Consider the following 23,576-nt stretch of genomic DNA (forward strand, 5'->3'; position numbering starts at 1 on the left):
ACGGAGACAACGTGATGAATGCTACGCCGGCCGAACTTGATGCGGCGCCTGATATCGAACGGATGGACGCGGAGCAGCGGCTGTCCGCCTTGCAGTGGTGGATGGTACTGCTGTGCTTTCTGGTCGTGATGCTGGACGGTCTGGATACGGCCGCGATTGGCTTTCTCGCTCCATCGCTGGCGCATGATCTCGGGGTTTCGCGAGGCACGCTCGCGCCGGTGTTGAGCGCTGCCCTGATCGGCATGGCAGGAGGCTCGCTCGTCGCCGGGCCGCTCGCGGATCGCATCGGCCGCAAGCCGGTGCTGATCGGCTCGGTGCTGCTCTTCGGGACGTGCTCGCTCGCTTGCGCATGTGCGCATTCGGTGACGTCGCTCGTGCTGCTGCGTCTGGCGACCGGCGTGGGCCTCGGCGGCGCGATGCCGTGTGCCGGGACATTGCTGTCCGAGTACCTGCCGGCGCGGCGACGCTCCCTGTTCACCAACGTGATGTATTGCGGCTTTCCGCTTGGCGCATCGGCAGGCGGCTTTCTCGCCGCCGCCCTGATACCCCGCTTCGGCTGGCCGGCCGTGTTCGCTGTCGGCGGCGTATTGCCGTTGATCCTGGCCGGAGCGCTGCTGAGCCTGCCCGAATCGATCAGGTTCATGGTGACCCGCAATTGGGCCGAGTGGAAGATAGAGCGCGTTCTCGCGCGCATGCCCGGCATGACCGTCACGATGGATGCGCCCGCCGTCGCGTCATCGGGTCATGTTCGACGGCTCGCGAGCATCGGTGCGATTGTCTCCCGTCGACTCGTGTTCGGCACCGTGATGCTGTGGGTTGGGTATTTCATGGGCCTGTTGGTTTTCTATCTGCTGACGAGCTGGCTCCCGACGATCCTCCTGGATTCCCATCTGAGCGCGGAACAATCGACTTCGACCGCGGCGCTGCTCCCGCTCGGCGGCGTCATCGGCACGATTCTGTGCGGCTGGGCGCTCGACCGCTTCTGGCCGTATCGCGTGGTGGCATGCACATTTGCGTTGGCCGGCCTGGGTCTGTGGGTGGCGAGCCAGGTACTGCCCCATGCTGCACTGCTCTCTGCCGCGATGTTCTTCGCCGGCTTCTTCCTCGTCGGATCGCAAGGGTCGATGCTCGCACTCGCGATGCGCTACTACCCGACGGATTGCCGCGCAACGGGAAGTGCCTGGATGCTGGGTATGGGGCGAGCCGGAGGAATCATTGGCGCACTGTTCGTCGGCGCCCTGTTGCACAGGGGATTCGACACGGCAAAGCTGTTTGTCGTCCTGACGCCGCCTTTGATGGCGGCCGCTGTAGCAGTTGGCATATGCGGGATCACCGCACAGGCGCGTATCGGAGGCGATAGGTAGTTGAGTGCCAGCGCACGCGCCCAGGTGGGGCGTGCGCCAAGGGCTATGATCGAGGTCGATTGCACGCTCGAGATCGCAGAATAAACTTTCGATTTGTCACTCAATGCCGGGCCGGAGCCGACTTCGGTCGCGGCGTCCGGGACTGGAACGCTCATTTCTGGCCAGACTACGACGCGCCGGCCATCCTCCCGGCCCAGTCGAGCGCCGAGGCCGTGGCCTGAGCGGCGCGCCCCCAACGGCCGCAAACTGCAGCCCTACAGCACGGTCACGTTCCAGCTCTTATCGAACACTACGGCAATCAGGAAGTCAAAATGCGCACCGGCCAAGTCTCGAATGGGACTCATTTGCGAATACACCTCAAAAAATCTGCGTTGCCGGTCAAATTGCTTTGCCTTTTTCCTACGTCAGCGAAAAGCCGCCCGCAAGTGCGCGTGCAGCCCGTTGCGCTATATGTCGACGAAGTACGGATCATCACGTCAGCGGGATCGGCGGCGGGGCTATGCGTTGTGGCTGGGCACACAGATATCCGGGTCACATCGTCGACGATTTCAACAGGCGTGTCGAACGGCCGGTTGTGGCCGCACTGAGACAAATCAGCGCCGTGCTCACGACGCATGCGAGACCGTGGCGCCCGCCCAGTGGCGGCATTCATCACGCCACGGAAGCGGCGGTGGGGTGTTGGGTGAATAGCAAGGGTGACGGGTCTCCATGCGCCGCACTCTGTACCGCAAGTCAGGGAGGGTCTAGCCGCACTCCCGGGAGCGTTCGTGGAAGACGGTTCGTCGTCTGCTGCCACGAGCCCGTGATGAAGGCGGTCAACGCGCATCAACCACATCGTGCGAATCTCGACGCGCAATGCAGCCAATTCGCAGATGATTTCGGACACAGCCCCGGAGGACCATATCGCATGGCGCCAGCGAAATTGCCAATGGCCTCCCTCACTGAGCGCCCAGCGGACTCCGCGTCAGTCTGGTAACGCAGACGGCCAGGATTTCGTATCCGGGGTCGGCATGCTCGTTCGCCGCCTTTTCCGCTTCCTCATACGAAAGAAAGGACTTGGCATCTTCAATCGCCGGTGCCATGCCGACGTCGCCGTCCTCGGCGGTGCAGAGAAACTGCTCACCGGTCTTCACCACGTAGATGGACATCATGCCTCCTCCATGGTTTGCATGGGTACTCTTCAGTCTAGCAGGCCGGAACGGTTGCGAGCGGTGCGCTGAGTCCTTTCCGTGATGTCCCCGCCGGAGGCATTCCCGCCTCGACTGTCCGTGCGTCGTTTCACGATTCCGAACACAACCCGGTAGTCAAATTGATCCGCTGCCGTCGCCTGCGACGAACGTCGAGCAACTGTCGAGGAGAATGTATTGGCAAATCCGTTTCCCGACGATTCAACATCCCCCGTTATTCCAGCTAGGGTCAAACGCTATCCCTCGCTCGCCAAAGGGAAAGCTGAGCGATAGGCGCTTGGCGACCCGAAGCGGCCGACCAACTTTCTCGTAAGCAGACGTTCGAGCGAGTTCGGATCTATGTAATCAGCGCTACTTTGTCGACGGAGTAATGTAGCGTCGATAAGCACGCCACAAAGACCGCATTCGCGCATTGCGTTCAGGACTCGATATCCAGCCTTTGGTCACCTTAATAGCTAGATCTAAACATTCCTTACGACAATGTGGTATCGGCCGCGTGCGAACACATATTTTTTTACTGAGTAGGCTCAATGGGTGTCGGGCGGATGCATTGCATTTGAAAAAATTATTAAGATTTTGGTGGTTTATAGGTTGGATCTGGAAATTTCCCTTTATATTGATACCCGACATCTGCAACACGGGAATCGTAAGGGTTGCGGATAGAGATAAGCACACCATAAATTACCAATGGAATAAGTTTAAGCCATGAAGCAATCCACTTCCACTTTCCACCGCGGGACTCAAAAAATATTATGAAACGCTTTGCCATCATGGACCCATGATCGGCGGCCAGCTTGAAATAGTGAATAGCCCTCTCCATATCTGCAGGCACCTCATTGCCACCATAATAATAAATTATCGCGATCCAAAAATACGATCTTTGAGTCTCTTTGCTCGCCGCACGCTCTAAGTGCGAGAGAGCAGATCGAAAGTCGCCTTGCCTTATAAAAATGCAGCCCAAACCAAACAAAGCCTCGCAATCTCCCTGCCCCGCCGCCTTAAAAAACCAATAAGCTGCAGTCTCATTCTCATTTTGTTGATAGTATGTCCAGCCAAGGTAATTTTGGCAATAAGGAAGCGCCGAATAAGGTTCAGTTTTGCAAAATTCAATCGCCTTATCATACTGCTTGTTCTTTATGAATCTTGTCACCACGGACCAGCAGTCATATGTATCCATATTTTTGCCCCGCCTGCTTTAATCGATTTCGACCAGAACGATCGAATCCGCCGTCATCGGCGATTGATCGTCGTCTTCATAGGTCATTTTTACAGCCGCTCAGCCATGGTTATATCGCAGCCTCCTTAATCCATTTTTTGGTCTGGCAGACGGTGCCCGGATAATAACGGGCCGGAACACACATATTCTGTGCACCGGCGAACCTATATCCCCGTCACACGCAATCAGAACATTTGGCACGGATTGACGACGATCTTGATGGTGGCACTGAACGTCTCAAACTGGCCGGACTGCGACGGCGGCAATACGTCGAGAAATGTTTTCAGTTGCGTTTCTGAACGACGCACCCCCAACCATCGTAGGTCAGCCCAAAAAACGCAGAGATACACGTCATGAATCCCGACACAGCTAAAATATTGTGCTGGAGAACTGGCATATGGATGAAGACTAGGACGCGAAAATGGTCGTCGACTTGTTGCACCGAAGCGCGGCCGTACTGGTGGTCGTTAATGAACCCCGAAACGATCGATGCCTTCTCGGCAGACGGTGCGATCAGGCAAAAATCGACTTCGCGAGGTATGCCAAAGTCGTCTCCTTGTGTATCCATTACACGCAATTGATCAACGTCAGCAACTGCATTTTCCATCAAGGTCTCGATAACTGACACGGCTTTCCCCTCTTTTTTATCGTTGAAGATTTGCAATGACGGCCATGATCGAGTGCTTACTGTCGATTTGCATATCGTGGATTTCACCATGCTACCTGCGGTGAATGTCGGGAGAGATGTTGTTCGTTGTCGACGATCTATGATCTGACACCGAATGTCCCTTCTTGGCCGCCCCCGGAAGTTTGCCGCTGGGTACCGGCCGTGCACTGCAACATCAGCCGCCAACCCTTCACGACCCGTAAAGCACGCCATAGATCAAAAGGCCTGCAGCGACAAAACCAAGTATTCCCTGAATTCTAAAATTCCATTTTTCTTTGGGCTGCAGCAATTTTTCTGACGTTTTGTTGAGCATCACGCGAAAATACCACGACCATATCCGACTCTTGATAATATATCCGACAATCCATTCTGGTCTAAAAAGAGCAACCGAGGAGTAGAACACGATCCAGCATATTGCTATGGACACGACAATTTCTTTTGTCACAATTTCCTCCCACATTCCCACTGACGCCCATCAGCGCAACCTTGCTGCTCAGTGCTTCCATGACAATGCTTCTTGCCCCGCGGCTGTCAGTGCGGCGCGTCGATAGGCGGGTGTCGAAGCGAACGAGCCGTACGAGCGACCGCGCCTTTCATCAATCCAACGACCGGAGATGGCTGCGCATTCAACCGGCCTTGCGCCGCAGCATCAGCCGCCAGCTTCCGTAGCCGACCCGAAGCGGGCAGACGCAATTCCCCAAAACGGTCATTCAATATGCGCCGCTTAACTTGATCCCGTTTCGTCCGGCCCAGGGACGAATCGCTGCCAGATTGCAGGCATTCGTTGGATATCAGTGCCGTCTACCTTATAAATTTCGATTTCGTGGCAAACTCCATCAACGACATGCAGGAGCACGCTGATTTGAACTCCATCAACATCAGGACCATATAGCTCGGTTGGAACGCGATGTAACACTGGTGCCGCGATCGCGTGTGGAGGAATGCCTACTTCAAGACTGCCGTCCTCATCGATCAGTCGCACGACACACTGCTGAAGTTGTTTGATCACTTCGGCTCGACCGGGGAACTCTGCAGCTGTCAATTCTGAGATTAGTTCTCTTTCGACCGCCGATGGCGAGCGAAAATTATTGATGTCCGTACTTCTATACATGGCAGTCTCCGCTCGCGGCCTTCATTAGCAAGTACACAAGACAAACGCTACCCCAGATTTCCCAGGCGCGCATCCAGATATTGCTGACGCAACCCAACGATCGTTCCTGCCCCATTGCGTCTCACGGCCGATCCCCTTTCACTCGGACGCCTCCCCGATAGCCCGAGAAATGAGGTGTTGATCGTCAATTACACTCTCATCTCCGGCAAAGCGGGACATTTCCATATGCCCGTCGTCGAACACGTCGATCTCGATACGCTCACCTGGCACGGTTATCGAGATCAGAATGGTGTCTGGACGATGCCGGCCCAATGTATAAAAGAGGCCGCGATCGTCGAGATCTCTAAGCAATTCGTATAAGGCATGCGTCATATGTCCTCCTTCGCGGTCATCGGAGGTGTGCCTTCGATTGTCATGGCCTGAAAGATGAAACATTTGTCGGATGGCAAGCCCTCGGTCGCCAGTCATAGGATGTTTTTCTGGCCTACGTGCTTGACCGTGCTTTGGCCGCACGAATGTATGCGTCTGTCTGCCACTCTTCGTAACCTAGAAGGAATCCCTCCATGCGTTCAAGCGCTTCGTTCCAGCCAGTCAATTCTCCTGTATGCCAAAGAAGTATATAGGCGTCGATCCGCCACGCTTCGTCAGGTCGCGCATACAAAACGCGCCTTGTACGGTAGCCTTTGAGAATCTTTGTTCCGACGTACTCTCTCTTTATAAATCGTCCAGCCGCCACATAACGGTCGAATAGCCGCTCTGGAATCACACTATCGTCTGTCAATGACGGATATTCTTCGGCGAAAGCGGCAAAGGGTTTCACGCCGTCAAGCATCAGCGCAAGCTCCCGAGTTGTGTGGACCTCGTAAGGAAGGTCATCAAGCCAATGGCGGGGTCTCAGAATTGCTGAGGCCGATTTTCCAACCGAGAAACCGAAATGCGCTGAGATTCTAGCCGTCGCGTGCGCGTCTAACTCATAGAAACCATGTGCATCAAATTCCTCGTCCTCCAGTAAAGAGGACACGATAGACGTATCTGGCAGTTCGATCGCAAAGCTCTTTGCAGGACACGCTGTGTCCACATCAATGATTTCGAGGATGAATTTCGCAATCATATCGAAGCCCCCGAAGTTTGGTGCTTAGGGTTGTCGCCAATCTAGCACCATCAGGCCAATGACCGCACCTGGCCGATTGCTCCACTGCGACGAACGTTCTAAGGAGCTGACGTTGGATATCTCAACGGCAGCTTTCGGGCGGTTTACGTAGACGCGTGCTGCTGGCCAGTAGCGGAAGTTCGTCGCAGCCGAAGACCTGTCGTTGGTATGGCTGCCTTACTCTGACCAGCCGCAAGGCCAATTCACACAACTCGGCCTGAAACCCGGGGCAGGTCAGCGCGCCTGAAATACCTGACTGCCACCTGCGGCGAAGTGCTATCGGCTCGCCGGTTCGCGCGCCGTCTCGCCAAGGTGAGCACGCACGAAGCGGACATGCTCACGAAGCACATAGAAGGCGTCCGCATAGGCAAGCGGCATGCGCAACGTATTGAGGGACTCGTCGATCTTGTCGAGTTCCTGAAGGAGCGCCTGTCCGTCACCCATCGACGCGTGATCCAGCGCGCGACGCTCGATCGCGATCAATGCGCCGTAGTACCGATAGAGGCGCGACTTCACGCGCCAGCTGTAAATTGCGGGGATCAACCGTAATGCTGGGAACACCAGAAAGGCGATCGGCAATACGACGACCAGCAGGCGGTCTGCAATGCTGGCGAGCCAGAAGGGCATCGTGCGATAGAGAAAGCTTTTGCCGGACTTGTAATAGCGCGCGGCGTCCTTGCTGATCGGGTACTCGCGTTCGGTCGGGCTCGGAAATTGCCCGGCGTGCTGCAGGAGCCCCGGCATGCTATGCACTTCCTGGGCAGCTTCGATAATGAGATCCGAAATGGCCGGATGCAGGTTCGACCGGGCCACGATTTCGACGGTCGGGCTGATCAGGCGCACCGTGTCGGGCGGTATCCGGTGTCGCAGATCGAACACACCCGCCGGCAGGTCAATTTCGTCGAGATAGGGAAAGAGTCGCGTATACGTGCTGGCATCCCGGAAATCCAGCAACGAGATACCTGGAGTGCGATACAGCTTCAAAATCAACGCGCGCGTGGCCGAGTCGCCGCTGAACACGGCTGCATCGATCCTCCCCGCCGCCAGTTCCGTGGCGGCTTGCGTGCCGTCCAACGGCAGGAATGCCGTCGCGCCGCCCGGTTCGATGCCGTTGACGGCGAACAGCTTGAGAGTAAGCTTGCGCGTGCCGCTGCCCTCGCGGCCGACTGCAATCTTCTTGCCCTCCAGCTGCAACAGCTGCGTCAGGCCCTTGCCTCGATAGAAGATCACCGATGGAATATAGAAGACGCTGCCAAGGGATACGAGCTTCGACACGGCGAATCCGTCCGATACGCCGCCTTGCACCAGCGCGACGTCAACCTGCCCTTTCGGGTCCAGCAGGCGTTGCAGGTTCTGGACTGAGCCCTCCGATTCCAGCACGTTGAGCGTGACGCCGTTGCGCGCGAGGATCTTCTTGTATTCTTCGGCCGTTTGCAGAAACGCGCTGTCGTGAGAGCCTGCGCTCATCGTGATCGATTTTGGCGGAGCCGGGTTCGCGACCCAGACAATCACCACGACCCCCACTGCAATGACGAGGGCAATCGACGCGACCATCAACGCGACGTCGCCCCACATCGAATGGCGGTGGCGCAATCGGAGTTGAAGCTGCTTAGGGAGCAGGCGAAATCGTTTCATGAAACGCCGTCCGTAGAGCCTGGTTGTCAGATCAATGCCATCATGCCAAATTTCGGCAAAAAGCTGCAACCCACCCGGCGCGAACAAAGGACCGTTGGAATCTGAGAACGGCCGTTGGCGTCCCTGCGACCTGAGTGACGGCAATGGGTGGCTACCGAAGTTCGGCGCTGCCACCCACGAGCCTGGCCAGACATGGTCACTCTCTACCTAAGATCGGAAGCACGAGCCTGGAACGGCTTGGTCGGCAGATACTTCCCGTCGAGTGTGATTACTGCGCGATGACCACCCTCGGGATCCGGTACCTTCTGGATGTCCAGCTTGAAGTTGATGGCGCTGATAATGCCGTCGCCAAATTTCTCGTGAACCAGAGCCTTCAGGGTCGAGCCGTAGATCTGCACGATCTCATAGAAACGGTAGATGGTGGGATCGGTCGGAACACCGCCTGGAATACTGCCGCGCACAGGAATCGTCTGGAGCTGGAGCGCGGCGTCTTCACCAAGCTCCAGCTTGTCAGCTATCTTTTTGGCTGCCTCGGCAGGAAGCGGGTGTTGGCCGAGCAGGGCTGCGGTCACGAAAGCCAGCGTCAGACCGGTGCCTTCATTGATCTCTTCAAAGGTCAAGCCTTTGCGAATCTTCGCGTCGATGACGGCGTCGGTGAGGGCCTGGCGATTTGCCTGGCTGTATTGTGATTGGGGCACTTTAATCTCCTTTAAGAGCGGGGAATGACTCAGGCAGTTACGCTGAGTCGGGGCGGATTCGCGGAGACAAGGGGGTTCTCTGCAAGCGAGACGAAGCGGTTAGCAATGCCATCCAGTGCATCGATGGAGCCAGTCTTGATGTCGTACACCCATCCGTGCAGGCCCAGCCGGCCCTGTTCGACGGCGAGTGCTACCGACGGGTGTGTCCTGAGGTTGGCGAGTTGCGCTATGACGTTCTCGCGGACCATGGAATCGACGCGTGCGCGGTCGGATGAGTGCTGCCGAGCTTCATTTACCGCTTTCGCGGCATCGGCATGACGCAACCAACCCGCCACCGCAGGCATACGGTCCAGGCACTTGCATGTGGCGACGGCAGTCATCGCACCACAGTCGGAGTGTCCACAGATGACGACGTCAGTTACGTTCAGGCCTGCGACTGCGTATTCGATGCTGGCTGACACGCCACCAGGCTGTACGCCGTAAGCCGGAACTATGTTGCCGGCGTTGCGAATGACGAACAACTCTCCTGGCTCTTGCTGTGTCAGCAGCTCCGGCACTACACGGCTGTCTGAGCAAGCGATGAACAGCGTTCGCGGATTCTGAGTGGTTGCAAGCTGCTTAAACAACTCCGTGCGCTTGGGAAACTCTTCGCGCTGGAACTTCAGGACGCCTTCGATCAGGTCTTGCATGATGTCGCCCGTTTGGTTGTGTGGGAACTCGATGTGCAAAATGGATGATCTGAGCTCTATCGGTTCTGGTCGCGTAGATGCCAATCACCGTGAGCAGCCCCAACGAGTTGCTCACGCCGATGCCGAACAGCGCACCCCGCACGCCAAGGCGCGACAGCGCCTCACCCAACTCGCCCGGACCGAACACGGCCGCGCTTTGCCGCAGGTCTTCCCATGCGAAGACATCGTCGTTGACGATCAGGCGGTCACCGAACCGCATGCAGGTCTCGCGTCGGCGTGAGCGGTATGCGCAATCGGGGCCGGCCGGTATCGAATGCGCTAACCGGCTCGCAACATACTGCCATCGAGGTGGCCACGAAAATATGCCTGCGCTTTATGCTCAGATCGTGCACCCCCGACATCCATGACCGGGGGCGCGCCTAGGCTGGGAATGCTTCAGACCGACTTACCTTCTAGCATCTTTACCGTATCGTCTGTGGTCCAGACCCCATCGGCGATGAAGCGATAATTGACTAGCGCAGCGCCATAGCCATCGCCTTCCGGCAGCTTCGGTCCCGCTACGGCGTCACGCACGACTGCCACCTCGAAGCCATTCTCGAGCAGATCGCGCAGATGCGACTCCACGCACAGGTTGGCCAGCATGCCCGCCAGAATGACCTGCTCCACGCGCTGCTTGCCCAGTTGGAGCTTCAGGTCGTTGACCTGGGGGCCATAGAGCTTGTGCGGCGAGCAGATGATTGTCTTGTCATCCTCGATGTACGGTTTGAACTCCGGAAGGAAGTCCGAGCCTGACCCGCGGAAGCCTTCAAGCGAGAGCGCACTCGGACGGTCGAACAGGCCGAGGTTGTGCTGAAATATCTCCGCCCCACCCTGGAACTGCCACCGATGGTCCTGCGGATAGTAGTAATGGGGGGAAATCGCTATCGTAATTCCGGCCTTCTTGGACGCCTGAAACAGTCGCACCAGGTTCGGCACCATATTCTGTTCGGTCACGCTTTCGCCCACCACCGGCCACGCCTTGCCCTTCGGGCTCATGAAGTCAATCTGCGGATCGATCACGACGAACGCAGTACGGGTGAGGTCAAGCTTCATGCCCGTCTTGGGCAGTGCCGGTTTGACCGGATCCGCGTACTTGGCACCGCCACCGGCGGGTGCTGAGTTGGCCAGCGAGGGCAGTTGCGTGGAGGCCACTGCCGCGGCGGCAGCCATGCCCTTGAAGAAGGTACGGCGGCCATGAAATTTTGAGGTTTCACACATAGTAATTCTCCGGTTGGCTGCGCGGGAACGCTAGCAGGTGCGGCAGACGCACTGTCACGGGTCCAATGCGCACGTTCGCTAAAGCAACTTCCAGAATCGGGAATAGACGGAGTGATTGTCACAGCCGCCAGTTTTCATCACGGCCTGGAAAGCTCACTGCGGCTACCCGAACGCCTTGTCAGACGAGCCGGGCGATGCAGGACGCAACGTTTACGGGGTACCAGTTGTTGATCGTCCCCACGAGGCAGGTGAGGATCGGCAGTTCCTGCTAGCTGTATTGGGTGTGCACGCGTTCTCGCGAATTGGCCCTTCGATCGTGATCTTCTGAAACAGCGGGCCGAACTCCATGCGCTTCGTGGACAGTTCTCTGGACTGCTTAACGTATGTAGGAAGTTGAGTCATGAGGTCTCCTGGATTAGATGACTGACGGCGTGTTTCTCGACCATGGCGGTGCGTTCCAGATCGAGTGTCATCGTGGGAACGGGCATGGCGCGCTCGCTCGGATCGGTGTACTACGCCGGTTGTTCTGCTGTTGGTAGTTGCTGTGTTGGGTCATGTTGGTTGCTGGGACTGGGGTAGACAACGAACACGCCGCGAGGTCTCGAGCCGATGCATCGATGCTGACGTGATGCTTTGAAATCTAGAAGCAAATGCCTGCCTGAACTAGGGGCCGGGTGCGGATAGTTATGTCAATCGCGACGCACCAATCGCGTTCAGCGAGAGTTCATCAAGAATGAGCCGGCGCATTTGAAGATCCTGTCGTGCGGATGGCTGAGCTCGGTGAACGACCCAGCGGCACGCGCTGGATGCGTTGCCGCAACATTGGTGAAGCACCTGCAACATCGAATTGCACGTGATGCATATCGCACGGCGAGGAGACCGTGGCTAGACTGATCGCGTCTCCACTCAGGTCTATACCCATGAAGATTGATCCCGCGCCAATACAGCCTAGCTTCGCTGGCGTCACGCGCCGTCAGTTTTTGGTCATCGGGGCAGGCACTGCAGCAGCAGTGGCTTTGCCATTCGCAGCGTCCGCTGCTCTTACTGCGCCGAATGGCGCCGAAACTCCGGAAGGAAATCCACCCATGAGCTATATCACTACCAAAGACGGGGTCCAGATCTTCTACAAGGATTTGGGTCCCTCCAATGGCACCCCGATCGTCTTCTCGCACGGATGGCCTCTGAGCTCCGACGATTGGGACGCGCAGATGATGTTCTTCCTCTCCAAGGGCTATCGTGTCGTCGCGCACGATCGGCGCGGGCATGGCCGCTCGGCGCAAGTCTGGAACGGCCACGACATGGATCACTACGCCGACGACCTCGCCGCGGTCGTGAACCATCTCGACCTCAAGGGCGCGATCCACGTCGGCCACTCCACCGGCGGCGGCGAGGTCGTGCGCTATCTGGCTCGCCACGGCGAGAAGCGGGCCGCGAAGGCCTGCCTCATTAACGCCGTGCCGCCGCTGATGGTCAAGACCGCGTCGAATCCCGGCGGCCTGCCGAAGGACGTGTTCGACGGCCTGCAACGGCAGACGGCCACGAACCGGGCGCAGTTCTACCGCGACATTCCCGCCGGGCCGTTCTACGGCTTCAACCGGCCGGGCGCGAAGCCGCAGGAAGGCATCATCCAGAACTGGTGGCGCCAGGGGATGATGGGCAGCGCCAAGGCGCACTACGACGGCGTCGTCGCGTTCTCGCAGACCGACTTCACCGACGACCTGAAGATGATCGGACTGCCGGTGCTGGTGATGCACGGCGACGACGACCAGATCGTCCCCTACGCAGACTCCGCGCCACTGTCGGCCAAGCTGCTTAAGAACGGCACGCTGAAGACCTACAAGGGCTTCCCGCACGGCATGCCGACAACGCACGCGGACGTCATCAACGCGGACCTGCTGGCTTTTATCAAGGCCTGATCGAGTCCGAATCAGTCGGCACCGTCGATGGCCGGTCCACCCTTGGGGTGAAGGCCATCGACGCGACGCCCACTCTGGACGTCCAGTCCTCCCTCCTGAAGACGCTCCGCTGAACCCTTCTTCTTGCCCACATTGCCATGACCAAACTCACTTTTGCCAACGGCGCCCCCGTTGTCGACAACTTCAACATCGAGACCGCCGGTGCGCGCGGCCCAGCGCTGTTGCAGGACATCTGGCTGCTTGAGAAGCTCGCCCACTTCGACCGCGAGGTGATCCCCGAGCGGCGCATGCACGCCAAGGGCTCCGGCGCATTCGGCCACTTCACGGTGACGCACGACATCACAGCGTACTCGAAGGCCAGGCTCTTTTCCGGCATCGGCAAGAAGACGGACGTCTTCGTGCGCTTCTCCACGGTGGCCGGCGAGCGCGGCGCGGCGGATGCCGAGCGAGACATCCGCGGCTTCGCGGTGAAGTTCTATACCGAGGAAGGCAATTGGGACCTGGTGGGCAACAACACGCCCGTGTTCTTCCTGCGTGACCCGCTGCGATTTCCCGACCTGAACCACGCCGTCAAGCGCGACCCGCGCAGCAACCTGCGCAGCGCCCAGAACAACTGGGACTTCTGGACGCTGCTACCCGAGGCGCTGCATCAGGTAACCATCGTGATGAGCGATCGCGGCCTGCCCGATGGCTATCGCCACATGCACGGTTTCGGCAGTCACACGTTTAGCCTCGTCAACGAGGACAACGAGCGGCACTGGGTGAAGTTTCACCTGCGCAGCCGGCAAGGCATCCGTAACCTCACCGACGCACAGGCCGCCGCGATCGTCGCCAACGACCGCGAGAGCGCGCAGCGCGACCTGCTCGAGGCGATCGATGGCGGAGACTTCCCGCGCTGGACGTTGTGCATCCAGGTGATGACCGAGCAGCAGGCGCAGGTCTGCCCGTTCAATCCCTTCGACCTCACCAAGGTCTGGCCGCACGGCGACTACCCACTCATCGAGGTGGGTGTGCTGGAGCTCAATCGCAACCCCGACAACTACTTCGCCGATGTGGAGCAGGCGGCGTTCTCGCCTGCCAACGTCGTGCCGGGCATTGGTTTCTCGCCGGACAAGATGCTGCAGGGGCGGCTCTTCAGCTACGGCGACGCGGTCCGCTACCGTCTGGGCGTGAACGCGCACCAGATCCCGGTGAACGCCCCGCGCTGCCCGATGCACAGCTATCACCGCGACGGCGCGATGCGCGTGGACGGCAACCAGGGCGGGCTGCCCGGCATCGTGCCAAACAGCCGCGGCGAGTGGGCCGACAGCCCGCGGCTGGCGGAGCCGCCGCTGGCGGTCTCGGGGGCAGCCGCGCACTGGGACCATCGCGCGGACGAGGACTACTACTCGCAGCCGGGGGCGCTGTTCCGACTGATGTCGCCCGAGCAGAAGCTGCAGCTCTTCGACAACACGGCGCGCTCGCTCGGCGGCGCGAGCGAGGACGTGCAGCAGCGGCATATCCGCAATTGCACGATGGCCGATCCCGCCTATGGCGCAGGAGTTGCCGAGGCGCTGAAGAACCGCTAGTCAGGTACCGGCCGCGTTGGTGCTGCAAGTTGCCCAACGCGCCCGTGAAAGGCGGGGCAGAGTGCGTACGCTTATGCGCATCAATGAAGAGGTTCACTTGAAGCGATGATCACAATGCTTAAACTGTCCTCCCTTGGCGCGGTGCACACCGCATTCGCCCTCGTGGCCGTTGTCTGCGGCTACGCAATGCTCCTGCGCTTCGGCCAACATACCAACGTCTTACCGCAATCTCCCAACTGACAGATTGTCACGTGCCGAACGTTCCCTTGATCCTCACCACTTTCGCAGTGGCCGAACTTCAATACGTCTACAGCGCTCGCCGTCCGTTGGATGCACCCGGCGCAAGGAGGCTTTCATGAGTGCCCCATCCATTGTCCGCTCATCGTCTCCGCTCCCAGCGACGAGTGCCTGTCCGACCTCGCTGCGCTTTGCCGTGCGGTATGGACGAGCCCTCTTAACCCGTACTCACATGTCCACAACGACCTGGTCTGCCGCGCGGGTGGCGGCGAGACTGTCGGCAAGCTCGCCGACAGTCACACGACCATCCTGCCGGTAGGCTCGGGACGTCGCACGTGCAGACGCCGGAGCTCGTTGCCACGCCGGAGCCCGGCCGCCTGCAGGCCGTATCGGCGGGCGAATTCGGTGGGGGTGGCCCAGTCCAGCGCAGAGTGGGATCGACTCTCGTTGTTGTGGGTCCGCCAGGCAGAGATCTTGGCCCTGGCGTCGTCCACTCGTGGCGCAGCCGGTCGTTGAAGTCGCGTTGTCAGTCGTCCTGCCAAGTCTATTGACTCGGCAGGGGCACCAATGGCGCCGAGGCGGCCTGTCGATCATCACGCGTTGGTGAAAAAGCCCCCGTGCATTGAAGGTCCAGCGCCCGGATTGCTTCCGTCATGTGATCGACGAACACGCGAATACGCGACGGCAGATGCTGACGACTCAAGTAGCAGATGTGGTGGCCGCAGTCATCGGGTGCGTACTGTGGCATGGAGTAAACCAGTTTCCCCTCGCGCAGCAGATCGCAGATCAGGTACCCCCCCAACTGAGCGATGCCCTTGCCTTGGAGGACGGCCTCCAGCACTAGCCCGACATCGTTGAACATGAGGCGCGATGGCGGAGTCAGCTTGCGCGATCCCCCCTCCACCTTGAACTCCCATTCGTAGACGCGGCCCGACGGCAGACGGACGTTGATGCAGTCGTGCTGCATCACCGCATCTGGCGACTCGGGCATACCGCGCCTTACGGCATACTCGGGCGAGGCGCATACCAAAGTCTGCATCGGGACGATCTGTTTTGCGACGATCCGGGTGTCGGCCAGGCGCCCATTGAGAAACGAGACGTCGATGCGGTCCGACGTGAAGTCGCTCGCGACATCGCTCAGGTGCAGCTCGATCTCGATGCCGGCGTACTTCTCCTGGAAGCCCCACAGCAGCGGTGCAACCACCTTGCGGCCGAAGCCCACGGAAGCGGAGACCCGCAGGCGTCCTCGCGGCGGACCGTCGCGCAGATCGCGCATGTCTTCCATCGCCTCTTTGATGAGAGCGACGCTGGGCTGGCAGCGGGCATGGAAGATCTCGCCTTCGCGCGTGAGCGAAATGCTGCGCGTTGTCCGACTCAACAGACGCAAGCCGACCTGCGCCTCCAGTTTCCGGATGCCGCGGCTGACCGCGGAACGAGTGATCCCGAGCCGGTCAGCAGCCTTGGAAAAGCCGCCTTCGGCCACAACGGTGATGAAGGCGACGACTCCGGGATAGCTCATCGCGAAACTCGATGCAAGCGCGTCCGAGTTGTCCGCAGCGGCAGTCGCCAAAAGAGGGGACTGCATGGCGAAGCAGGACTGAGCCTTGTAGCGATCGAGCCAGTCCTCGAACCGGATCGCGCCGATGCGGGGGTTCTCCCCGGGCGTGAGCGTCCGATCCGAGAGGAGGCCACCGAAGTAGCGCGCGTGGATGTCCGGCACGACCTTGCGCGTATCGTGCGTCGCCCGCAGGAAGCGCCTGACCAGTTCGTCCAGTGGCATCGCCTCCGGACCGGCGGCTTCGACCGTGCCGTTGACCGGCGGCGCGACTGCGACCTCGGCAAGCGCCGCTGCCACGTCCGCTGACGCGATCGGCTGGATCAGCGCCGGCGACAAGCGAATCTCCTTGCCTAAGGTGGCCAACTGGGCAGCCGACTGGGCAATGTCGCCGACAAACTCGTAGAACTGCGTCGCACGCACGATGGTGTATGGAATGCCGGATGCCTTGATGAGGCCCTCCTGCGCGACCTTCGCCCGGAAATAGCCGCAGTCGGCAAGCCGTTCGCTACCAACGATCGACAGGGCCACATGGTGGCGTACGCCGGCGGCAGCGCCCGCAGCCAGCAGGTTGCGGCCCGATGTCTCGAGCAACTCGATGGCCGCCTTGTCTTCCCATACTGGCGCGTTCGCCGCATCGACGACGACCTCGGCGCCGTCGAGCGCTTTGGCCAAACCCTCGCGGGTGATGGTGTTGTCGCTGGTGTCAGGGGCGGCTCTGAGCACGTCATGGCCGCGCTTGCGAAGGTCCTCCACAAGCATCGTTCCGATGAGGCCGGTGCACCCGATGACGACAATTTTCATGTTTTCTCTCCGTTTCTCGACCGCAAACCGTTGTCGTCGATGTGTATGGAGATTGCCTGCGCGCTCCGGGGAAGTCCTTGCCTTCACCTTGAATTTCTCTGCAGGAGAGCTTGATTCTTCGTCCAAGCGTTGCCCGATCGGGATGAGATGCTCTCACCTCCGGTTGCAGTATCATCCATGGACGGAATTCGCCAGTTGCCCCCACCTGGGAGCCGAATCGGCCACGGGATGTCAAGTGAAGTTCGAGTTTGGAGACTACGTGATCGACCCGGAACGCCGGGAGCTTTCGCATCGCGCGAAAGTCGTACCTCTCGGGCCGCAGGTCTTCGATCTGCTCCTGCATCTTGTCAGGAACCGCGACCGTGTCGTCAGCAAGGACGACCTGCTGCAGGTGGTATGGCGCGGCCGAATCGTCTCGGAATCGACGATCACCAGTCACATCAATGCGGTCCGCAAGGCCATCGGCGACACCGGCGGGGAACAGCGCTTGGTCAGGACTGTCGCCCGCAAGGGTTTCCGCTTCGTCGGCGAGATCGGCGAACACATCTCCAGAGAATTGAGGGAGCCGCCGTCCGCGCTCATTCTTCCGGGTAAACCCTCTATTACCGTACTGCCCTTCCAGAACCTGAGCGGCGATCCCGAGCAGGAGTATTTCGCCGACGGCGTGGTGGAGGACATCATCGCTGCGCTATCGCGCATACGCTGGCTGTTCGTCATCGCGAGCGACTCGAGCTTCACCTACAAGGGCCGCGCAGTCGAGGTGAAGGACGTCGGCCGCGAGCTTGGCGTGCGCTACGTGCTGGAAGGTAGCGTGCGCAAGGCTGGCAACAAGGTGCGCATCACAGGGCAGCTCATCGATGCCAGAATCGGGGCACATCTCTGGGCGGAGCGCTTCGAAGGCACGCTGGACGACATCTTCGAACTGCAGGACCAGGTTGCGGAAAGCGTCGTCGGCGCCATCGCGCCGCAGCTCGAGCGGGCGGAAATCGAGCGTGCCAAGCGCAAGCCGACGGAGAACCTGTGCGCCTACGACTATTACCTTCGCGGCGCCGCGCACGTGCACAGCGGAACGCGCGAATCAATCGAGGCGGCGCTGCCCTTGTTTTACAAGGCCACCGAGCTCGATCCGGATTTCGCATCGGCCTATGGCATGGCGGCCTGGTGTTATTTCTGGCGCAAGATGAATGGCTGGATGACCGATCCGCCCCGGGAGATTGCCGAGGGCACTCGCCTGGCGCGACTGGCGGTGGAGCTTGGCCGGGACGATGCTGTGGCGCTCACGAGAGGAGCTCATGCACTCGGGCATCTCGCCGGCGACCTCGACGGCGGTATCGCGCTGTTCGACAGAGCTTTGCTGCTCAATCCGAACCACGCCCCTGCATGGTCGCTGTGTGGGTGCCTGTACGCTTGTCGCGGTGAAACAGACGCTGCGATTAAGTATTTGGCGCGTGCCATTCGCTTGAGTCCATTGGATCCAGAAATGTTCAGGATGCAGGCTGGGATGGCGCTGGCACATTTCTTTGCAGGACGCTTCGACTCCGCTTCGGATTGGGCCGAAAGGGCCAAATGGAATCTACCAAGTTTCCTTGCCCCGGTCGGCGTTCTGGCGGCGAGTCATGCGCGCGCTGGACGCATGGACAAAGCGAAGGAGGCGATGCAGCGCCTGCGCACGCTCGATCCGTCACTCCGCGTCTCCAATCTCAAGGACTGGCTTCCGATCCGTCGCCCAGAAGACCTGACCGAGTTTGCGGAGGGGCTGCGGCTGGCCGGATTGCCCGAGTGACTACGGCACGATTGCTCCTCGTCGATGGCGCATACCGTGCCGAGCAGAGCGTACTCTCGAACGGCCGCACCGATCGCATGGATGAGACCGCGAAGGCCTACCGCTGTCGAGCGGTGTGCCGCCTGGTGCGACCGGTGCTGCGATCATGCAGACCCATGGATGAGCGTCGGATCGGATCGATGCCTTTCGACCCGCGAGCCACCGCCATGCCGCGGGTGTCCATGCCTGACTTGTTAACGGCCATTCGCAACATGCAGCGCAATGTCGCCAACTGGCCGACAGCCGCCCGACGCGACGGGCTGCAACGACCCAAAGTGGTAGTTCGCGATGAGCCGATCAAATGACGGCTTTCATGTGAGAAGCGGACACATTCGCCAGAGGCGACCTCGATCGGACGCTCGCTACGCACGATTTCAACGTCCGTTCGACCCCGAAGTTGTTACGGATCCTGGATTCAGTTCGTCGTTACCCGCCGACCTGTTGCTCGCCGAAGCTGCACCGCTACCTGCCAGCGGCCCGCAAACCGCCAGCCTGTTCCATGGCTGGCGTTACTCATCCCCGCGGATCAGGGTTGACGTTTGCCACGGCCACCAGCGGGTTTGCCAGCCGGCTTACGTGAACCCGCAGCTGGCTTACCGGCGGGTTTGCTGCGTGGCTTTTGCACGCTGAATGGGCTACCGCCGGGCAAACTTGTGCCTTTACCTGCGGCTACAGCGCGCTGCGCCGCAGGCTTGCGCTTGTTTTCGCCACTTTGCGGGCGCGGCTTTTTGCCGAGCGTCTGCACGGCGCCCGCCGCAGCTTGCGGCACTTTGGGCTTCTTGGGCTTTTTGGGTTTCTTGATGATCTGGCCCGTTGCGCTGGTTTCCGGCACGCGGTGTTCGGCTTCAAAACCCGGCTCTTCTTCACGGGGCAGCGTTTGCCGGATCAGCGCTTCGATCGCGGCCAGTTGCGGCGCTTCATCGGCACACACAAGGGATACCGCCACGCCGCTCGCGCCCGCGCGGCCGGTACGGCCAATACGGTGCACATAGTCTTGCGCCACGATCGGCAGATCAACGTTGATCACCAGCGGCAGGTCGTCGATATCCAGCCCGCGCGCCGCCACATCGGTGGCTACCAGCATATCGACTTCGCCCGTCTTGAAGCGCTCCAGCGCACGCAGGCGCGCGGGTTGCGGTTTGTCGCCGTGGATGGTGTCGACCGCATAGCCGGCTTCATCCAGCATGGCCGCCAGGTAATCCACGCCTTTTCGGGTTTTCACGAACACCAGCGCGTGCTCCCAGTTGTTCTCGGCCACAAGGTGCATGAAGAGGTCAGGCTTGTTCCTTTTATCCACCGGCACCACCCACTGCTTGATCTTGCTGGCCGTGGCATTGGGCGGGCTGACGCTGATATTGACCGGGCCGCGCAGAATGCCCGCCGCCATGGCGCGGATATCATCGCTAAACGTCGCAGAGAACAGCAGCGTCTGGCGCTGAGCGGGCAACGCAGCAAAGACGGCGTCGAGTTCGCGCGCAAAGCCCAGATCCAGCATGCGATCGGCTTCATCCAGCACCAGCGTTTGCACTTGATCAAACTGCACTGCGTTCTGGCGATTGAGATCCAGCAAACGGCCCGGCGTGGCAACGAGCACATCCACGCCTTTGCGCAACTTCATCATCTGCGGGTTGATACTCACACCGCCGTAGGCGGCCAGAAATCGTAAGTCGAGGCCTTTGCCGTAAGCGATAAAGCTTTGCAGCACCTGTTCGGCCAGTTCACGCGTCGGCACCAGCACCAGAACACGTGCGCGGTTGCTGGACACCGCAGGGCCGTGCTGCACCAGCCGTTGCAACAGCGGAAGCGCAAAACCCGCCGTTTTGCCAGTGCCGGTCTGTGCCGCCGCCATGACGTCCTTGCCACCGAGCACGGCAGGAATCGCCTTGGCCTGCACCGGCGTAGGTGTCTGGTAATTGAGGTCCTGCACATTACGCAGCAAGGGATCGATCAGGCCAAGCGAGGCAAAAGACATGGGCGTATTCCGGGCTAAAACCGCAATTCTAGCGGTTACCGCGCCAGTGGCCGCGCAACCAGCCACGCGCGTACCTGCATCGCCACCAACTGCCCGAAATAAGGCCAGCGTCCTGCCAGGCCATCCATGATCGAATCTGTCGCGGCAACGAAAATCAGGAAAAGCGGGACGGCACGAACAGGAATGCTTATTTCGCGAGATCGTAGAACTGCCAGGCACTGAACTATGCGGGCTACCGTCACCCCTCATCTTCCCTTTCGCTATCATCTGCGTGAGTTCGACACCGCGAAAAATGATGCGGGCGCAACGAAAGCTCCTGAATCCTGGCACCGATCGTACGATGCGTTCGATCGCTCGATGGTCCTGCTCCACCGCGTTGGATTGATAAAAACCACGTACCCGAAACGATCACAGTGGACAAGAGCGGCGCCAATCTGGCCACCCTCGAAGCGCTCAATGCCGGGCGACCGACGCCGATCAAGGTCCGCCAAAACAAGTATGGGACTCACGACGCCCGCAACTCACGGACCCCCTTGCCCAGCCGCCGCCGCAGTAGCGTGCGCAAAGTGACGCCGTCTGCATAGCCGACCTGCTCGGCGATGCGCTCCACGCTGTCCTTGCTCGTCTTCAGCAGATGAACGGCGCGCTCGACCCGCAGATCCTGTATGTACTCGACGGGTGTTTTACCGAGCACTTCGTTCAGACGTCGCGTCAATGTCCGCGTGCTCGTCGCCAATGCGTCTGCGGCGTCGTCGAGTGCAATGGCCGTGTCGAGGTGTTCGCGCACCCAGCGATCGAAACGCTCGACGAGCGGGTCCGAATGGGACAGGTGATCGGAGATCGCAAACGCGGACTGGGACGGCCGCGAATCGAATACGAGGTACTTGGCCACGAGCCCCGCAAGCTCAGGGCTGTTGTTGCGGATCAGCCAGAGCGCAAGGTCGAGATGGCTCAATGCGGCCCCCGCCGTCACCGTGCTACCGCTGGGAACGACGATGCGATGCGCATCCAGGTGCACTTCGGGGTAACGCTGCCGGAACACCGGCGAGAGCCACCAGGTGGTCGTGGCGTCGCGCCCATCGAGCAAGCCGCTTTCGGCCAGCACGAAGGTTCCCGTACAGGCGGCTCCAATATGAGCGCCGGCACTGTGCCACGAGCGCAATGCACCGAGTGCATCGATCACGTCGGCGCGGCTGAGCGAAGGCACGAGCAGCTCCGTCGTCGTCCTGTTGAGCGCCGGTACGATGACCCAATCCGGCGCACCGGCGTTTGTCGTGTCGTGGACGGGAACCTGCAGCCCAAGCGCGGTGCGTACCTCCGGTCGCATCCCCGCCACCGTGACTTCGAAGCCCGGTATGGCCATCCCGGTCGCGCGCGCAAGTTCGTTGGCGGTCGTCAACGCATCGAGCACGGTGGTGAGGCCGGTGTCGAACACGCCCTCAAGCGCGAGAACAAATATTCGCATGGCGGAATCGATATCAAAATTGTCGATTCAGACAGTGTTCTCCAGCCTGCCGCGTTTGTAAAGTGCGCTCATCGCGTGGCCCCTCACGCGGAAACTGGAGAACGCAGATGATCAAGCACGCTTTATTTGTCCGACTTGAAGCCAAGCCCGGAAAGGAGCAGGCGGTAGCGGACTTTCTCGCCGACGGCCTGGAAATGACGAATCAGGAGGCAACTACGCCGATCTGGTTTGCTCTCAGGCTGTCGCCGAACACGTTCGGTGTCTTCGACGCTTTTGCGAGTGAAGAGGATCGCCAGGCGCATCTGGCCGGCAACATGGCAAACAGCCTGATGGCGCGGGTCGACGAGATGCTGGCACGCCCGCCTGCGGTCGAGACGCTCGACGTTCTGGCCATGAAGAACGTACTGGCCTGAACCCCTTTACATGAATATGCGCAAGCAATCCTGGAGATTAAAATGTTCGCATTCCGAAAAATGTTTTCCGTTGCCGTCATGGTTGCCATGGGTAGCACGATGGCCCACGCCGAAACTGCGAAGCCGGCAAAAGATATCGTCATTGTTCACGGCGCACTCGTGGACGGCTCTGGCTGGCGCGCCGTCTACGACATCCTGTCGAAAGACGGCTACCACGTGAGTATCGTGCAAGAGCCGCTGACCAGCCTGAACGAGGACGTCGACGCGACCAAACGTGTCATCGATCGGCAGCAGGGCCCTGTCGTGCTGGTCGGTCATAGCTATGGCGGTTCCGTCATCACGGACGCAGGCGCCGACCCGAAGGTCAGCGCGCTCGTCTATGTCGCCGCGCTCCAGCCCGACAAAGGCGAAGCCAGCGGCCAGCTTTTGCAGAAGTTTGCCGCGCCAAACGATGCCATGCGCGCCACACCGGACAAATTCTTCTACATCCCGCCGGTGAGATTCCGTGAGACCTATGCGGAGGATCTCCCCCCTGCGCAGGCGCAATTCCTGGCGGACTCGCAGCAGCCACTCGCAGAGAAAGCCGTGGCAGCCCCCGTGCCTGTCGCGGCTTGGCGAACCAAGCCTAGCTACGCGGTTCTGACCACCCAGGATCATGTAGTCAGCCCCCAGCTTCAGCGCTGGATGTACCAACGCTCGGGCGCCAAGGTCACCGAAGTGAGCGCAGGCCACGCTGTCTATATGTCGCAACCGGCCGCGGTCGCTCGAGTCATTGAGGCAGCCGCAAAGTAGACGATAGGGCAAGCTGCCCGCGGCCTCGTGCACACCGGGACGTAATCCGGGCGCGAGG

At 60.1% G+C, this 23,576-nt stretch carries 22 protein-coding genes and 3 pseudogenes; 8 read left to right on the plus strand and 17 right to left on the minus strand.

Annotated elements, in window-relative coordinates; all coding sequences use genetic code 11:
• The first annotated feature begins 14 nt into the window (after positions 1 to 14).
• On the plus strand, positions 15 to 1,364 hold the full coding sequence (locus ACV22Z_RS29955; protein WP_448079869.1) for an MFS transporter: 1,350 nt from the start codon (positions 15 to 17) through the stop codon (positions 1,362 to 1,364).
• Positions 1,365 to 2,302: 938 nt separating this feature from the next.
• Here ACV22Z_RS29955 and ACV22Z_RS29960 read toward each other — a convergent pair.
• The 12 genes and pseudogenes from ACV22Z_RS29960 to ACV22Z_RS30015 form a co-directional block, all read right to left on the minus strand.
• A complete protein-coding gene (locus tag ACV22Z_RS29960) occupies positions 2,303 to 2,515 on the minus strand; it encodes a hypothetical protein (RefSeq protein WP_448079870.1) in 213 nt (70 codons plus the stop codon).
• 604 nt (positions 2,516 to 3,119) lie between these two features.
• The gene (locus ACV22Z_RS29965; RefSeq protein ID WP_448079871.1) at positions 3,120 to 3,728 is read right to left on the minus strand and encodes a tetratricopeptide repeat protein; all 609 of its coding nucleotides are present in this window, start codon (positions 3,726 to 3,728) and stop codon (positions 3,120 to 3,122) included.
• Between the two features lie 322 nt (positions 3,729 to 4,050).
• The gene (locus ACV22Z_RS29970; protein WP_448079872.1) at positions 4,051 to 4,485 is read right to left on the minus strand and encodes a ribonuclease E inhibitor RraB; all 435 of its coding nucleotides are present in this window, start codon (positions 4,483 to 4,485) and stop codon (positions 4,051 to 4,053) included.
• Positions 4,486 to 4,624: 139 nt separating this feature from the next.
• Positions 4,625 to 4,879, minus strand: a complete 255-nt coding sequence (locus ACV22Z_RS29975; protein ID WP_448079873.1) for a hypothetical protein — start codon at positions 4,877 to 4,879, stop codon at positions 4,625 to 4,627.
• Between the two features lie 279 nt (positions 4,880 to 5,158).
• Complete coding sequence (locus tag ACV22Z_RS29980) at positions 5,159 to 5,545, minus strand: DUF6984 family protein (RefSeq protein WP_448079874.1); 387 nt, start codon at positions 5,543 to 5,545, stop codon at positions 5,159 to 5,161.
• A gap of 138 nt (positions 5,546 to 5,683) precedes the next feature.
• A complete protein-coding gene (locus tag ACV22Z_RS29985) occupies positions 5,684 to 6,013 on the minus strand; it encodes a hypothetical protein (protein ID WP_448079875.1) in 330 nt (109 codons plus the stop codon).
• A 16-nt stretch (positions 6,014 to 6,029) separates the two neighbouring features.
• The gene (locus ACV22Z_RS29990; RefSeq protein ID WP_448079876.1) at positions 6,030 to 6,656 is read right to left on the minus strand and encodes a hypothetical protein; all 627 of its coding nucleotides are present in this window, start codon (positions 6,654 to 6,656) and stop codon (positions 6,030 to 6,032) included.
• A 315-nt stretch (positions 6,657 to 6,971) separates the two neighbouring features.
• Complete coding sequence (locus ACV22Z_RS29995; RefSeq protein ID WP_448079944.1) at positions 6,972 to 8,270, minus strand: TAXI family TRAP transporter solute-binding subunit; 1,299 nt, start codon at positions 8,268 to 8,270, stop codon at positions 6,972 to 6,974.
• Between the two features lie 263 nt (positions 8,271 to 8,533).
• On the minus strand, positions 8,534 to 9,028 hold the full coding sequence (gene cynS / locus ACV22Z_RS30000; protein ID WP_448079877.1) for a cyanase: 495 nt from the start codon (positions 9,026 to 9,028) through the stop codon (positions 8,534 to 8,536).
• Positions 9,029 to 9,057: 29 nt separating this feature from the next.
• The gene (locus tag ACV22Z_RS30005; RefSeq protein ID WP_448079878.1) at positions 9,058 to 9,717 is read right to left on the minus strand and encodes a carbonic anhydrase; all 660 of its coding nucleotides are present in this window, start codon (positions 9,715 to 9,717) and stop codon (positions 9,058 to 9,060) included.
• 97 nt (positions 9,718 to 9,814) lie between these two features.
• A pseudogene (locus ACV22Z_RS30010) lies at positions 9,815 to 9,970 on the minus strand (dihydrolipoyl dehydrogenase); the annotation flags it as partial.
• A gap of 182 nt (positions 9,971 to 10,152) precedes the next feature.
• Complete coding sequence (locus ACV22Z_RS30015; protein ID WP_448079879.1) at positions 10,153 to 10,974, minus strand: cysteine hydrolase; 822 nt, start codon at positions 10,972 to 10,974, stop codon at positions 10,153 to 10,155.
• Between the two features lie 1,085 nt (positions 10,975 to 12,059).
• On the opposite strand from ACV22Z_RS30015, the gene ACV22Z_RS30020 reads away from it, so the two are divergent.
• Together ACV22Z_RS30020 and ACV22Z_RS30025 are read left to right on the plus strand one after the other, a co-directional pair.
• Positions 12,060 to 12,890, plus strand: coding sequence for an alpha/beta fold hydrolase (locus ACV22Z_RS30020; protein ID WP_448079880.1), 831 nt, complete (start codon positions 12,060 to 12,062; stop codon positions 12,888 to 12,890).
• Between the two features lie 137 nt (positions 12,891 to 13,027).
• Positions 13,028 to 14,458 carry a catalase gene (locus tag ACV22Z_RS30025; protein WP_448079881.1) on the plus strand — a complete coding sequence of 477 codons (1,431 nt, stop codon included), beginning with the start codon at positions 13,028 to 13,030 and terminating at the stop codon, positions 14,456 to 14,458.
• 533 nt (positions 14,459 to 14,991) lie between these two features.
• Here ACV22Z_RS30025 and ACV22Z_RS30030 read toward each other — a convergent pair.
• Both ACV22Z_RS30030 and ACV22Z_RS30035 read right to left on the minus strand, forming a co-directional pair.
• Positions 14,992 to 15,237, minus strand: coding sequence for an integrase core domain-containing protein (locus tag ACV22Z_RS30030; RefSeq protein WP_448079882.1), 246 nt, complete (start codon positions 15,235 to 15,237; stop codon positions 14,992 to 14,994).
• A 2-nt stretch (positions 15,238 to 15,239) separates the two neighbouring features.
• Positions 15,240 to 17,054, minus strand: a complete 1,815-nt coding sequence (locus ACV22Z_RS30035) for a LysR substrate-binding domain-containing protein (protein WP_448079883.1) — start codon at positions 17,052 to 17,054, stop codon at positions 15,240 to 15,242.
• 235 nt (positions 17,055 to 17,289) lie between these two features.
• Between ACV22Z_RS30035 and ACV22Z_RS30040 the strand changes: the two genes are divergently transcribed.
• Together ACV22Z_RS30040 and ACV22Z_RS30045 are read left to right on the plus strand one after the other, a co-directional pair.
• Positions 17,290 to 18,837, plus strand: coding sequence for a winged helix-turn-helix domain-containing tetratricopeptide repeat protein (locus ACV22Z_RS30040; protein WP_448079884.1), 1,548 nt, complete (start codon positions 17,290 to 17,292; stop codon positions 18,835 to 18,837).
• Positions 18,834 to 19,181 carry a hypothetical protein gene (locus ACV22Z_RS30045; RefSeq protein WP_448079885.1) on the plus strand — a complete coding sequence of 116 codons (348 nt, stop codon included), beginning with the start codon at positions 18,834 to 18,836 and terminating at the stop codon, positions 19,179 to 19,181. Before ACV22Z_RS30040 ends, ACV22Z_RS30045 begins: the two co-directional genes overlap by 4 nt.
• Positions 19,182 to 19,402: 221 nt before the next feature.
• On the opposite strand, the gene ACV22Z_RS30050 is transcribed toward ACV22Z_RS30045, so the two are convergent.
• Positions 19,403 to 20,848: a DEAD/DEAH box helicase gene (locus ACV22Z_RS30050; protein WP_448079886.1), complete on the minus strand. Its 1,446-nt coding sequence runs from the start codon at positions 20,846 to 20,848 to the stop codon at positions 19,403 to 19,405.
• A 187-nt stretch (positions 20,849 to 21,035) separates the two neighbouring features.
• Positions 21,036 to 21,235 (minus strand): annotated as a pseudogene (locus tag ACV22Z_RS30055) (IS6 family transposase); the annotation flags it as partial.
• On the opposite strand from ACV22Z_RS30055, the pseudogene ACV22Z_RS30060 reads away from it, so the two are divergent.
• Positions 21,229 to 21,348, plus strand: a pseudogene (locus ACV22Z_RS30060) (IS6 family transposase); the annotation flags it as partial. The pseudogenes ACV22Z_RS30055 and ACV22Z_RS30060 overlap by 7 nt on opposite strands.
• Before the next feature lie 5 nt (positions 21,349 to 21,353).
• Here ACV22Z_RS30060 and ACV22Z_RS30065 read toward each other — a convergent pair.
• Positions 21,354 to 22,313, minus strand: coding sequence for a GlxA family transcriptional regulator (locus ACV22Z_RS30065; RefSeq protein WP_448079887.1), 960 nt, complete (start codon positions 22,311 to 22,313; stop codon positions 21,354 to 21,356).
• 107 nt (positions 22,314 to 22,420) lie between these two features.
• Here ACV22Z_RS30065 and ACV22Z_RS30070 point away from each other — a divergent pair, with 107 nt between their 5' ends.
• Positions 22,421 to 22,726 carry a putative quinol monooxygenase gene (locus ACV22Z_RS30070; protein WP_448079888.1) on the plus strand — a complete coding sequence of 102 codons (306 nt, stop codon included), beginning with the start codon at positions 22,421 to 22,423 and terminating at the stop codon, positions 22,724 to 22,726.
• Between the two features lie 42 nt (positions 22,727 to 22,768).
• Complete coding sequence (locus tag ACV22Z_RS30075; protein ID WP_448079889.1) at positions 22,769 to 23,518, plus strand: alpha/beta fold hydrolase; 750 nt, start codon at positions 22,769 to 22,771, stop codon at positions 23,516 to 23,518.
• The last annotated feature ends 58 nt before the right edge of the window (positions 23,519 to 23,576 follow it).

The sequence above is a fragment of the Burkholderia sp. PU8-34 genome (assembly GCF_053427725.1).

Bases quoted from the DNA above. Each gene is read 5' to 3' on its own strand.
- ACV22Z_RS29955 (WP_448079869.1), top strand. From the start codon at position 15: ATGAATGCTACGCCGGCCGAACTTGATGCGGCGCCTGATATCGAACGG.
- ACV22Z_RS29960 (WP_448079870.1), bottom strand. From the start codon at position 2,515: ATGATGTCCATCTACGTGGTGAAGACCGGTGAGCAGTTTCTCTGCACC.
- ACV22Z_RS29965 (WP_448079871.1), bottom strand. From the start codon at position 3,728: ATGGATACATATGACTGCTGGTCCGTGGTGACAAGATTCATAAAGAAC.
- ACV22Z_RS29970 (WP_448079872.1), bottom strand. From the start codon at position 4,485: ATGGTGAAATCCACGATATGCAAATCGACAGTAAGCACTCGATCATGG.
- ACV22Z_RS29980 (WP_448079874.1), bottom strand. From the start codon at position 5,545: ATGTATAGAAGTACGGACATCAATAATTTTCGCTCGCCATCGGCGGTC.
- ACV22Z_RS29985 (WP_448079875.1), bottom strand. From the start codon at position 6,013: ATGACTGGCGACCGAGGGCTTGCCATCCGACAAATGTTTCATCTTTCA.
- ACV22Z_RS29990 (WP_448079876.1), bottom strand. From the start codon at position 6,656: ATGATTGCGAAATTCATCCTCGAAATCATTGATGTGGACACAGCGTGT.
- ACV22Z_RS29995 (WP_448079944.1), bottom strand. From the start codon at position 8,270: ATGTGGGGCGACGTCGCGTTGATGGTCGCGTCGATTGCCCTCGTCATT.
- ACV22Z_RS30005 (WP_448079878.1), bottom strand. From the start codon at position 9,717: ATGCAAGACCTGATCGAAGGCGTCCTGAAGTTCCAGCGCGAAGAGTTT.
- ACV22Z_RS30015 (WP_448079879.1), bottom strand. From the start codon at position 10,974: ATGTGTGAAACCTCAAAATTTCATGGCCGCCGTACCTTCTTCAAGGGC.
- ACV22Z_RS30020 (WP_448079880.1), top strand. From the start codon at position 12,060: ATGAGCTATATCACTACCAAAGACGGGGTCCAGATCTTCTACAAGGAT.
- ACV22Z_RS30025 (WP_448079881.1), top strand. From the start codon at position 13,028: ATGACCAAACTCACTTTTGCCAACGGCGCCCCCGTTGTCGACAACTTC.
- ACV22Z_RS30035 (WP_448079883.1), bottom strand. From the start codon at position 17,054: ATGAAAATTGTCGTCATCGGGTGCACCGGCCTCATCGGAACGATGCTT.
- ACV22Z_RS30050 (WP_448079886.1), bottom strand. From the start codon at position 20,848: ATGTCTTTTGCCTCGCTTGGCCTGATCGATCCCTTGCTGCGTAATGTG.
- ACV22Z_RS30065 (WP_448079887.1), bottom strand. From the start codon at position 22,313: ATGCGAATATTTGTTCTCGCGCTTGAGGGCGTGTTCGACACCGGCCTC.
- ACV22Z_RS30070 (WP_448079888.1), top strand. From the start codon at position 22,421: ATGATCAAGCACGCTTTATTTGTCCGACTTGAAGCCAAGCCCGGAAAG.
- ACV22Z_RS30075 (WP_448079889.1), top strand. From the start codon at position 22,769: ATGTTCGCATTCCGAAAAATGTTTTCCGTTGCCGTCATGGTTGCCATG.